Source organism: Megasphaera cerevisiae DSM 20462 (genome assembly GCF_001045675.1).
Classification (GTDB): Bacteria; Bacillota; Negativicutes; order Veillonellales; family Megasphaeraceae; genus Megasphaera; species Megasphaera cerevisiae.
The window spans coordinates 1-11,945 of the sequence record NZ_LEKT01000070.1; the positions used below are offsets into that span (position 1 = coordinate 1).

13 protein-coding genes, 1 pseudogene and 1 other annotated feature are annotated in these 11,945 nt (G+C 46.3%); of the genes and pseudogenes, 4 read left to right on the top strand and 10 right to left on the bottom strand.

The window, feature by feature from the left end; genetic code table 11:
- Window positions 1-207 (top strand): annotated as a pseudogene (locus AB840_RS17265) (IS30 family transposase); the annotation flags it as partial.
- Window positions 208-525: 318 nt separating this feature from the next.
- Here the strand turns inward: AB840_RS17265 and ilvN are convergent.
- Genes ilvN through ilvC form a run of 4 tightly spaced genes read right to left on the bottom strand, consistent with a single transcriptional unit; the run spans window position 526 to window position 3,764 of the window.
- Complete coding sequence (gene ilvN, locus AB840_RS13995) at window positions 526-1,029, bottom strand: acetolactate synthase small subunit (RefSeq protein WP_048515465.1); 504 nt, start codon at window positions 1,027-1,029, stop codon at window positions 526-528.
- Window positions 1,011-2,105, bottom strand: coding sequence for a thiamine pyrophosphate-dependent enzyme (locus tag AB840_RS17905; RefSeq protein WP_234984944.1), 1,095 nt, complete (start codon window positions 2,103-2,105; stop codon window positions 1,011-1,013). The genes ilvN and AB840_RS17905 overlap by 19 nt, the downstream gene beginning before the upstream one ends.
- Window positions 1,990-2,724: a thiamine pyrophosphate-binding protein gene (locus AB840_RS17910; protein WP_234984943.1), complete on the bottom strand. Its 735-nt coding sequence runs from the start codon at window positions 2,722-2,724 to the stop codon at window positions 1,990-1,992. Before AB840_RS17910 ends, AB840_RS17905 begins: the two co-directional genes overlap by 116 nt.
- Window positions 2,725-2,756: 32 nt before the next feature.
- Window positions 2,757-3,764 (bottom strand): ketol-acid reductoisomerase, encoded by a 1,008-nt coding sequence (gene ilvC / locus AB840_RS14005; RefSeq protein ID WP_048515466.1) that lies wholly within the window; start codon window positions 3,762-3,764, stop codon window positions 2,757-2,759.
- Between the two features lie 87 nt (window positions 3,765-3,851).
- Window positions 3,852-4,092, bottom strand: a binding site (T-box leader).
- Window positions 4,093-4,395: 303 nt separating this feature from the next.
- On the opposite strand from ilvC, the gene AB840_RS14010 reads away from it, so the two are divergent.
- The gene (locus AB840_RS14010; protein WP_143742747.1) at window positions 4,396-4,659 is read left to right on the top strand and encodes a hypothetical protein; all 264 of its coding nucleotides are present in this window, start codon (window positions 4,396-4,398) and stop codon (window positions 4,657-4,659) included.
- 186 nt (window positions 4,660-4,845) lie between these two features.
- On the opposite strand, the gene AB840_RS15875 is transcribed toward AB840_RS14010, so the two are convergent.
- From AB840_RS15875 to deoD, 5 genes are all read right to left on the bottom strand, one after another.
- Window positions 4,846-7,017 (bottom strand): hypothetical protein, encoded by a 2,172-nt coding sequence (locus AB840_RS15875; RefSeq protein WP_053078205.1) that lies wholly within the window; start codon window positions 7,015-7,017, stop codon window positions 4,846-4,848.
- A gap of 31 nt (window positions 7,018-7,048) precedes the next feature.
- Window positions 7,049-7,858 (bottom strand): TonB-dependent receptor plug domain-containing protein, encoded by an 810-nt coding sequence (locus AB840_RS18170; protein WP_053078206.1) that lies wholly within the window; start codon window positions 7,856-7,858, stop codon window positions 7,049-7,051.
- Window positions 7,859-7,883: 25 nt separating this feature from the next.
- Complete coding sequence (locus AB840_RS18175) at window positions 7,884-8,009, bottom strand: hypothetical protein (protein WP_327077843.1); 126 nt, start codon at window positions 8,007-8,009, stop codon at window positions 7,884-7,886.
- 230 nt (window positions 8,010-8,239) lie between these two features.
- Complete coding sequence (locus tag AB840_RS14020; RefSeq protein WP_048515468.1) at window positions 8,240-9,076, bottom strand: amidohydrolase family protein; 837 nt, start codon at window positions 9,074-9,076, stop codon at window positions 8,240-8,242.
- 20 nt (window positions 9,077-9,096) lie between these two features.
- Window positions 9,097-9,804: a purine-nucleoside phosphorylase gene (gene deoD / locus AB840_RS14025; protein ID WP_048515469.1), complete on the bottom strand. Its 708-nt coding sequence runs from the start codon at window positions 9,802-9,804 to the stop codon at window positions 9,097-9,099.
- A 218-nt stretch (window positions 9,805-10,022) separates the two neighbouring features.
- On the opposite strand from deoD, the gene AB840_RS14030 reads away from it, so the two are divergent.
- Window positions 10,023-10,664 carry a lactate utilization protein gene (locus tag AB840_RS14030; protein WP_048515470.1) on the top strand — a complete coding sequence of 214 codons (642 nt, stop codon included), beginning with the start codon at window positions 10,023-10,025 and terminating at the stop codon, window positions 10,662-10,664.
- Between the two features lie 75 nt (window positions 10,665-10,739).
- Here the strand turns inward: AB840_RS14030 and AB840_RS14035 are convergent, their stop codons facing one another.
- Window positions 10,740-11,339 carry a nitroreductase family protein gene (locus AB840_RS14035; RefSeq protein ID WP_048515471.1) on the bottom strand — a complete coding sequence of 200 codons (600 nt, stop codon included), beginning with the start codon at window positions 11,337-11,339 and terminating at the stop codon, window positions 10,740-10,742.
- 243 nt (window positions 11,340-11,582) lie between these two features.
- On the opposite strand from AB840_RS14035, the gene AB840_RS14040 reads away from it, so the two are divergent.
- On the top strand, window positions 11,583-11,945 hold a 363-nt coding region (locus AB840_RS14040; protein ID WP_048515472.1), incomplete at its 3' end, for an IS5 family transposase.

Consider the following 11,945-nt stretch of genomic DNA (forward strand, 5'->3'; position numbering starts at 1 on the left):
TATAGCTCTTATGAGAGAGCTCAAAATGAGCGTCACAATCGCATTTTCAGAAAGTACGTACCTAAAGGAAAGTCTATCGAAAACTACTCTGCTGAGCAGATTCTCTGGTTTGCAGAGGATATGAATTCATTACCTAGAAAGTCCCTTGAGTATGATACGCCTGATGATTTATTTGAAGCTTATTTAGATACCGTCTATGCAGCTTAAATTATTTGGTTAAAGGTGTTCAATTTGAACTTGCAATTTTAGGTATTATTTATATTGTACTTTTATCCATTTCATCTCAATATAAAAAAAACTGCCTCACAGCGGAATTGCATTCAAAAATACGCATCCGGATGCTGCCACTTACATACGGGAATTTTTTCTCAAATCAATCTTCCGTATCTGCAATGGGCCGCATGCGTATATCTGAATACTATCCGCATACTGAGACAGTCTCTTTTAAATCATTTCACCTTTTATTGTAACCGCTTTCTGAATCGACGATGTTATATGCTGTATTCGTCTCTGTTACAATAGTAACTACATCGCTTTCACAGGTATCATTCCTCGTGACAAAGAAATCGGTCCGGTGCGGGCGATCTCCAATACCTGATACGGTGTCAGCACGTGAAGAAGCGCCTCCACATGATCCTCCCGTCCCATGATCCGCATAATGAGAGAACCCAGATTTACATCCACGATCTGCGCATGAAACAACGCCGCAACATTGGCCAATTCCTCTCGAATCCGAGGCGTACCATATTGGATTTTGATCATGGCCAGCTCACAGCTGACAAAGAGATCTTCATCCAGATTGACAATTTTAATGACATCAATCAATTTCGCCAGCTGTTTGATCGTCTGTTTCAACTCTTTATCATCTTCAATGCTGATGACAATATTAAACCGGGTCACATCGGGTTCCTCCGTATATCCGGCCGTGAGTGATTCTATATTGATTGCTTTACGGCTGATCAGGCCGGCAATATGCGTAAGAACGCCCGGCTTGTTATCCGATAAAATAGCTAAATGCTGTCGCCGCATGCCGCGTCACCTCCCAATATCATTTCATTCAGAGCCTTACCACCGGGAACCGTAGGATATACCCTCTCTTCTCCTGAAATCCGGACATCCACCAAGGCGGGACCCTCGTAGGCCAGTGCGTGGCGCAGTACAGACTGCAGCTGATCCCGGGTGTCAATACGAAAGCCCTTGACTCCCATAGATTCCGCCAACTGAGGCAGGTTTTTCTTTTTGTTCAGATAGCATTGTGAATAATGACTATCATAGAAAAAATTTTGCAGCTGAACAATCATGCCCAGCGTATTGTTGTGCAGCACAATGATTTTGACATTGATATGATGCTCCGCAACGGTAGAAAGTTCCTGACAGTTCATCATAATGCTGCCGTCTCCCGTAAAAACAACAACCTGCGTATCCGGCCGAGCCACCTTGGCACCCATGGCAGCCGGCAACCCGTATCCCATCGTACCCAAGCCGCCGGAGGTGATAAAACACCGGGGCCTGCGGGTGCAATAAAATTGGGCTGCCCACATTTGATGCTGTCCGACATCCGTAACGACAATCGCATCATCCTCCGTCATATCCCGGACAGCCTCGATCAACTCCTGCGGCGTAATATATCCGGGACGGGGCGGCATGGAAAACGGATGGGCCTGTTTCATTGCCATTACCTGATGCAGCCAGGCTGCGTACTGCTGTTTGTAATCAAAGCCCGCAGCACCTACCTTATTGACAAACGCCGGCAGAGACCAGCGAAGATCTCCCTTGATTCCTAAATCAATATCAATAATCTTATCAATCTCCACATCGTCGATTTCAAAGTGAATAATTTTTGCCTGCGGCGCAAAATGATCGGCATTACTGGTCAATCGCTCATCAAAACGAACGCCAACGGCAATCAGAAGGTCACAAGTTGAAATCGCCATATTGGAAACATAGGATCCATGCATTCCCCCCATTCCGAGGTGGAGCGGCCCATCATCAGGCACAGCTCCTTTGCCCATGAGCGTCGTCACAACCGGTATATGCGCAGTCTGTATTAATTGCTGTAAACAGTCTGTCATTTCCGACAAAATAACGCCGCCCCCAGCCAGAATAACCGGCCGTCTGGCCTGCTGCAGCCCTGCCGCCGCTTGATTGATTGTATCTTCCTGCCCCCTTCGTATCCACCTGATAGCCCGGCAGCTGCACCGTCTCAGGATAGTCATACTCGATGGACGTTTCCAACGCATCTTTGGCAATATCGACCAGAACGGGGCCGGGACGGCCTGTAGAAGCAATATAAAACGCTTCTTTCAAAACCCGCGGGATAGAACGAGCCTCTTTCACAAGATAATTATGCTTTGTAATAGGTGCGGTAATACCCGAAATATCCGCCTCCTGAAAGGAATCGCGGCCAATCAGAGACGTAGCTACCTGGCCGCTGATGATGATCATGGGAATAGAATCCATATTGGCAGTGGCTATGCCCGTAACCATGTTGCATATCCCCGGCCCGGAGGTCGCCACACACACGCCCGGCCTTCCCGTAACCCGGGCATATCCGTCGGCAGCATGGACTGCCCCTTGTTCATGACAAGTCAGGATATGATGAAAATGGGTTCTGTAAAATTCATCATACAGCGGCAGAATCGAGCCTCCCGGATATCCAAATACGACCTCGACTCCTTCTTTTTTCAAACATTCCACTACGGCCCGTGCGCCTGTCATCTTCATGGTATATCCCTCTTTTCGTCTATCTGTATATATTAGTCTTCCTTGGAGCTATGGAGCCAGGACATCATATTACGCAGCTTACCGCCAACTGTTTCGATCGGATGTTCTGCATGTCTCCGTCGCATAGCCAGGAAATGAGCTCTGCCGCCAGCCTTATTTTCAAGGAGCCAATCCTTGGCAAAGGTTCCATCCTGAATATCCTGCAGTACCTGCTTCATCGCCTGCTTGGAATCCGACGTAATGACCTTCGGTCCAGCCGTATAATCACCGTATTCCGCCGTATCACTGATAGATCTGCGCATATTAGCCATGCCGCCCTCGTACATGAGGTCAACGATCAGCTTCATTTCGTGGAAGCATTCAAAATATGCAATTTCCGGCTGATACCCGGCTTCGCACAACGTTTCAAACCCATTGGTAATCAGCTGGCAGATACCGCCGCAAAGAACAGCCTGTTCGCCGAAAAGATCTGTTTCCGTTTCTTCCTGGAAAGTTGTCTGAATGACACCGGCCCGCGTACCGCCGATGCCGCGAGCATAGGCCAGCGCAATATCAAAACATTTTCCGGTAGCATCTTGTTCAACAGCAAATACATCCGGCACGCCGCCGCCTTCGGCAAACGTCCGGCGTACAAGATGTCCCGGTCCCTTGGGAGCTACCATGAAAACATCCACCGCCGCCGGCGGCACGATTTGCTTGAAATGGATATTGAATCCATGAGCAAAAGCCAGGGCGCTGCCATCTTTCAGATTAGGCTCGATGTCTTCCTTGTATACGTCAGCCTGTTTTTCATCCGGAATCAAAATCATTGTAATATCAGCTTCTGCCACCGCAGCTGATACCGATTTGACTGTAAGACCTGCGGCTTTTGCTTTGGCAATAGACGGACTGCCTTTATATAATCCGACGACAACATCAAGCCCGCTGTCCTTTAAGTTCAATGCATGGGCGTGTCCTTGACTGCCGTAACCGATAATAGCAATCTTTTTGCCTTTCATTACATCCCAATTTACATCCTGATCATAAAATACCTTTGCCATTTGAACATCTCTCCTTACAAATAAAATGAAATGAAATTTTACCAGCTCCAACGATAGGCCTAAAGACAAAAAAAATCCGTCCCTCTAATGAGGGACGGATATAATTCCGCGATACCACCCTGATTCCCAACGGCATTGCTGTCAATGGGCGCTCTACAACGTACTAACATACGCGTCTCCTGTAACGGGGAAATACCGTCAGCACCTAATATCATTCAGTGCCGCTCTTTAGGGAGGAGCTTCATCTGATTGTCATTACCGGCTCGCACCATCCGCCGGCTCTCTGCAATGTGACTCTCAAACTACTTTCTCCCATCGTTAGATGTATTGATATAATCTTTCGAAAAAGATTGAGTACATTGTATAAAAACAAACATTCTTTGTCAAGGCATTTTTTCGTTTTTTACAAAATAACATGCACAAAAGGAAAAATGAACATAATATACTAAAAAAAAATATCTTAATTTCTTATTATTTCAAAAAACGTTTCATAGTTGCGGTTTCTCCTTTTACCGTATCCATGAATGTTACAGTTTATTAACAAAACAATATGTTCTATTGATTTTCAAAAAAAATCATCGTATACTACAATCATTCAACATATTGTTGCTTTCCTTCAAAGGATGTGATTATGATGCTATCCATTACCAAAAAAACAAAAATCACCATATTGTCTGTTATGATGACAGCCAGTCTTTTAGGTACTACCTTTATCTATGCAGCAGGGCCTGGCGGTCCTGGCGGTCCACCGCCACAGCATCAGATGAATCCACCGGATGATCGTCCCGGCGGCCCACCGCCGTCTCATCACCATCATCACAAGGACAAAGATAACACAGTTACCTCTTTCATCGCAGGCGCTATTGTCGGTGCCGTCGTGGAACATAATGCATAAAATTAAGTTATGCTGCCAAGACCTCCGCAATATATTTCCTGCCACTCTCCAAATGATTAACATATAACAGCAAAAAAACAGGGATCCCTTGCCAATCAGGGATTCCTGTTTTTTTGCTGTTATATGTTAAAACCGATATATCCTATACTTTACTACATTCTATCCGGTACATAGCAAGCCGTACTATTAGAATTTATAAGAAACCTGCACCCGCGTATAATCCCCCAGCGTAAAGTTTTCCGGCCCGTAGAGCGTATCCCGCTTACCGATTCCCTTGGCGCCGAAGGTGTAGAATGCCTCAAGCAGAAAATCCTTGGCCGGGACATAGCCGCCGCCGATGGTGAAGGACTTGATGCCGTCCATATACCGATCCGGCACACCCTCCGTGCCGTTGCCGCCGAAGAACGATCCGTGCTGGAAATATTTGTAATCGGCGAAAGCGTTCCAGCTGCCGGGCCTGTCTGTATCGGACTTGCCGATATCGACGCGGGCTACCCAGAATCTGGGCGTGCCGCCGTTGCTGCGGCCGGCGATATCGAAGTCTGACGTGCCCGTTTCGTGGTTATAGATCGTATTGCCATTCATGAAGCGGCCAAAAGCGGTGCGGTTCTGGCCCCATTCATAGGAGAAGCGGATCGTATCGCCGATGCGCCACGTCGCACCGAGGCCGATGACGTTAGCCAGCTGGTCAAAGGATGCCACGTCGTTGTGGTCCAGATTGGCGTAGGAAATGCTGTGCGTGTCGTCGCTGACAGAACGGAGATACCAGGCCTGAACGCCGAAGTCATCACCGAATTGATGCTTGGCCTGCACAAAGGCGGCCTTGTCGAGAGGCGGGATCTGATCCTGAACGAGGACGGTGCCGAGTGTTTTTACACATAATCCGGTCACATTGCCTAATTCTGGCCGGGGTAAACTATTAGATTCAGCCACATGATACCGCAAGGTATCTGATAAAGCTTTAAAATATTGACCCACCCGTGAAGACACAGAAAATCCATTCCCCCATGACATTGTCTGTCCTATATAATCATTAGGCAAAGACTGTACCATGTCATATACAGCTTTTTTCCAATCAGTTGGAACTGGCGAAAGCGGTTTCACGTCTTCAAACTTAGAGTTATAACGTTCCCATATTCTTTTATATTGCTCTGCCACTTCCGTAAGATGAACCTCATCTTGCACCCATCCTTTGAGATATGTCGCCATGGAAGGTGTTTCTAGTAAAAAAGCTCCATTGGAAAAGTTCTCTAATACGGCGGTCGCCTTTATCTCCCCAATGTGTTTATTACCACGTGAATCCACATATTCTATCTGAAATAATGTTGGGAGGCATTCACTCATATTAAGGTCGCCTCCAATCTGTCCCGTTTGAATAATCTGCGAGTCTCCATAGGCTTTTTTCACCAAATCATACATTCGTTTTACGATAGCTGCTTGTTCTGCCTCCGTTTTAGCATTCCTAATCTGTTGACGAAAATTAATCATATCAAGTGTATTATCAGCAACAGTCCCAGACTCATCCCCAATAAATTCTTCTACTGTCGGTGCTCTAAAAAATATTTTTACTGTCGCATGCGTATACACGGAATCGTTAATTCCTGTACTCTGGCCAAAATCACCGTAGCCAATGCAAACCTGGTTCTTCCCGCTGGTCCAGACGGCACGACCGCCGTCGTATTCCTTGCCAAACCAGTAGCCCGTAACGCCCATAGGTTCGGTGAGTCTTCCGATAGAGAAGTCCCACTTATTAGCATGCTGGGTCACATCGACGGTGTCCATACGCTGATGATTTAGCCTTTGCGATGTGCTCACATCGTATATCGTATCGACGCCGGTCATACCGGACGCACTCCCCAACAATGTCACATTTGTATTGTCGCCAATACGGGCGTCTATACCGGCACGAAGGCGCTGTTCAAATCCATGGTCGGCCTTTTCCAGGTAATTCTTATATGCCGTACCCACGTTCGCAACAGACGTTACTCTCGCTTCTGTTGGTTTCACTTTTCCCGTAAAGGAATTCCACCGCCCCCGATAATCACCGATAAGCTCAACGCCTTCTTGTTTTTTCGTATCAAAAGGAGCATGGATAAACCAGTTGTCATCGCACAGCGTATACGTATTAGATTCCGGCGCATTTTTCAGACGGCTTCCTTCGCCTGTTTCCTTACTATAACCCAACCCATAGGTGTTCAAGTGCTGATCGTTGATCTGGGTATTGGCACTCACTTTTATATTCCACTGCTTGTGCATAAGATCATCAAGATAGTTCAACGTGTTTTTTCCTTCATATTTAGAGTTGCCATGGTTTGACGTAAGGGTAATGTCATCCTCGGTCATCTTAGCATAATCCACATCGACCTTCCAGTCCGTGTTGCCGCCGTTATTACCCCTGTAAGACAATCGATACGTATTGCGGTCTTACAGCCCGCTTGAAATGCTGCTGCGGTTCCATGCCCGAATCAGAGTGCTTTACGTATCGTTCCATATCTTCCTTGGTCTTATCCATGTTGAAATCGACTTTGTTGCGATCGTCGATATCATAGGTAGCAGACATGCCGATGTTTTTAATATCGCCATAATAGCGCAGCGAATTGCGGACATTTCCGCCTTCTACCGTACTGCTTCCCGACATACCGCCAAACCGTTCCAAACTATAGATTGGCATGATCTCCCGTTTACTCCCATAGACAGCAGCCCGGACCTTGCCAATCTGTCCGCTGTCAGCTCGCAGGAAAACGTTCTGATAGGGGAAGATATCGCCGTCGTGTTTGGCCCTCCGGCCTTCCACATTCACCTGGAGTCCCGCCGTCTTGGCGGCTTTCTTCGTAATGACGTTGATGACACCGCCAATTGCGTCAGACCCGTATTTTGCTGACGCTGCTCCTTGGATGATTTCGATGTGATCTACGTTTTCTGTGCCGAACCGCTGGAGTTCATCCCCGGCGCCGCTGTACTTGGCGAAGTCCCCCATGACGGGCTGGCCGTCGATGAGGATGAGCGTATGACGCGGTTCGGCACCGCGGATGGATACCGTCACCCGTCCCATAGCGTCTACTGTACGCGATACGCCGGTCTCGCTGAATATAATGTCTTCTACAGATTTCGCCTGTTTTTTCGCGATATCTTCTGATGTGATGATCATTGTCTGCTGGCTTTCCAGCTTGGCTTCTTCCTTAGCCTTGTCTTCCTCCACGACGACATCCCACGTCGTTACCCAATTATTGCCCCCCCCCCCCCACTGGACTTTCTGCCGCCATGACGGGAGCCGTCATCCACAGCAGGACCGCACAGGACAGACCGGCGTACCATGCCAACCGCTGTTTTTTCCATATCGTATGCTTCATGGATTTCCCTCATTTCTGTTTGCTATCTATTTTGATATTAAAAATCAATTTATACTTAGCATTATAGCAAACAGAAAAAGTCCCTTCTACTCCATTCGGACACAAAATAATCCATTCCGACATTTATTTTCAAAAAAAAGCCGTATCCATTTGCCTTATGGCATACAGATACAGCTTTTTTGACTAACAGTTCCTAATCGCACATGTAAGTCGCCATCTTTCTGAGGCGATCACGCTTCACCTTTCAAACCCAGCCGGTAAATAGCATTGGCATTGTTGAAAAAGACATCCCCCCAATAGCGTTCCGGAATAAATACTTTTACAAAAGCAATATAATCGCGCAGATTAGCCAGCGGCCAGTCTGTTCCAAACATGACGCGGTCATAGGCGCCCAAGTAGCTGAACCAGTCACGCAGCATGTTGATATAGCCTCTTTTTTCTTTGAGAAACGCATTCATATCCGGGATTTTCCCTTCCAGAAGTCCTGATACATCGACGGCAACATTATGATTTTTTTCCAATACGGCAATAGCGTCCTGCAAAAAAGGATTGCCAATATGACACATCACAATCTGGACATCCGGAAATTTGACAGCTGCCTCATCGAGAGTCAATGGATGACTGTACTTGAGAAGCGCATTCGCCGTGGCCGTGAGACCGGTGTGAATCGCGACGGGCTTATCATATTTCCGTGCCAATTCATAGATCGGATCATACACGGGATCACTGACATAGACATGGTTATATCCTGGATACAGTTTGACGCCGCAGCATTGCCTGCGCTTCAGATTTTCTTCGACAAGCGCGACAGCATGCGCCATATCACCATGAATCCAATCCCGGTCCAGGCCTACGCAATAACTCATGTATGCCGGATAGGTATGTTCATCCGGTTCCAGCGCACCATTGCCCATGACTACGCCATGGACGATATTGTTGTCTTCATAGGCCTGGTGAAGGCTTTTTTCGGAATTGACATATCCGGCGGCAACGGCAATCTGATCGAATACCTCATAGTCATAAAAATGAAAATGACTGTCAATAATTTTTAAATGGCTGATTTTCATATATCCTTCCTCGTTCCGGCTTAACCGGCAATCGCTGCTTCCAGCGCAATGCGGATCATGTCATCAAAAGACAGCTGCCGTTCCTCTGCGGTGCAGGCTTCATGCGTAATGAGATGATCGCTGACAGTAAATACTCCCAACGCCTGTACTTTATATTTCGCCGCCAGCATATACAGCGCAGCCGTTTCCATTTCGACGGCCATAATGCCGTAGTCCGCCAGTTTGGCATTGTCTATTTCATCGTCATAAAACCGGTCTACCGAAATGATATTTCCGACACGGACCGATATGTTCTGAGAAATGGCCTTATCATAGGCCAGCCGCAGAAGTTCAAAATCAGCCAGCGGCGCATAATTGATAGCCGGACCAAAGGTATTGCGGATAATGGCCGAATCGGTGGTGGCTCCCTGCGCAATAATGACGTCACGAAGATGAATGTCCTCACGCATGGCACCGCAGGTTCCCACACGAATGAGTTTTTGAACACCATAATCGCGAATCAATTCATTGACATAAATAGAAATGGAAGGAATACCCATTCCCGTCCCTTGAACAGAAATGCGGGTTCCCTTATACATACCGGTATAGCCAAAAATATTGCGAACCCGATTATAGCAGACCGGATTCTCAAGAAAGGTTTCCGCAATGTATTTTGCCCGCAGCGGATCACCTGGAAGCAAAATGCGGTCAGCAACCGCTCCTGCCGCCGCTTCAATATGAATACTCATGATATACCTCCCCGATAACATCATATACAGCACATCTGCCGATGTATATTTTTCAGAACACTTTTATTATACCACAAGGCGGTCATTCCGAGAGACTCTTCCCTGCAGTATTTTCATTTTACGGCAGAAAGATAGTTGAAAAGTACGTCAAAATAGGCTACGATTACTAGAGAAATACAGGGCATTCTATTTTCCCCTGATTTAAAGGAGGTCATACAATGAACAGATCAGACATGATGCATGTAATGTACGACAAAAAAGGACCCCAGGTCGCCGAAAACTTCAATAAGCGCGGCTTTGAGGCCTACTACTGTCCTACTGCAGAGGAGGCTTTAAAAAAAGCGGTGTCACTGATTCCCACAGATGACGTCGTCTCATGGGGCGGTTCTGTCTCTATCAATGAAATCGGGCTGCGCCCATATGTACTGGAGCACTATACGGTAATCGACAGAGACACAGCTCAAACACCTGCCGAAAGAAGTCAGCTGATGCGTCAGGCGCTTACCTGTGATACCTTTATTATGGGTACAAATGCAGCCGTAGAAAACGGTCAGCTGTATAACATCGACGGCAATGGCAATCGCGTAGCCGCCCTGATATTCGGGCCCCGTCAAGTACTTGTTATTATTGGCATGAACAAGGTAGAACCAACACTGGAAACCGCTATTGCCAGAGCTCGCACGGTGGCTGCTCCGATAAATACGCAGCGTTTTTCCGTTAAAACTCCTTGTTGTGTAAATGGCATTTGCGCCGACTGCAACAGCCCTCAGAGCATCTGCAATCAAATGGTACATACGCGGCGCTGCAGCCCTGCCGGCCGTATCAAGGTGATTTTGGTCGGCGAAAACTTAGGCTTCTAATACTTTATAGCATATTAAAATAAAAAAGAGAAGTAGTACCATACTACGTACTACTTCTCTTTTTCATGTATGCATTTATTTTGTAACAACCTTTACACGTTCGGAAACGGGAACCTTTTGAATCGGATCCGGACTTTGGAGGGCGGCTCCAAATGGCATTTGTGCAATAAGCTGCCACGAATCCGGTACATGAACCAGGCTTTTGACGTCTGCGTCAATAAGTGGATTATAATGCTGCAGATTGACACCCAATCCCAAATCAGTAAGAGCGGTCCATATGGAAAACTGCATCATGCCATTAGCTTGCTGTGCCCATATCGGAAAATTCTGTGCATATAAGGGGAATTGCTTCTGCATATTTTCTACAATGGCATGATCATCAAAGTAGAGAACCGTTCCATATGCGGCTGCAAAAGAATCAATTTTTGCTTCTGTCGAACCAAAATTTTCCGGCGGCACAATTTTCCGCAGCGTATCTTTGGTAATCTGCCATACGGCCTGATGTACACCGCCTAACGCGATAACGGCTTTACCAGACTGCATATTGAAAGCTGAGGGTACTTCATGCACCACATTTTCAATCGTCTGGACAATCGTATCATCAGAAATGCTGATGGTATTTCCTAATGCATAATTGGTTCTTCTTTTTGCTATTGCTTCCTGAAAGCTTGACATATCAATCACCTCGTGTATGTATTTTTTTATTATTTATTGATAATTTTTATTATTTGTTATGTACAGTATACTCCCCTGTTTTAGATAAATCAATACCTATTTAGTACGTTTTAAGAATAAGTAATGTAAACTGCACAAACCAATAGTGTGCATCACTGCAGTATTCATCAGTGTTTCGTAGTATAATAAGTGCATGAGTATGGTGGAAAACAGCTCAAAATCCTTGCACACAGGTGATATAACATGTATAAAACTCCTTCTAAACAACTTTCCTTCGAAGATTTTAATCAACCCTTGGGATTGCACATGGATCCGAACAATCGCTGGATCAAGAAAGCAGCATTTATCCCATGGGATCTGGTAGAAAAGAAATATAAAAAACTGTTCAAAGGATTCAAAGGCCATGTAGCAAAGCCAGCCCGAATGGCATTAGGCGCGTTGCTCATTCAAATTGAATACGGGTACTCGGATGAAGAAACTGTCGAACAAATCAAGGAAAACCCCTATTTGCAATACTTCTGCGGTTTACTTGGCTATGAATATAAAGCGCCGTTTGATGCCTCTGCCATGACACGGTTTCGTAAACGGCTGACACCGAAGCGGTTG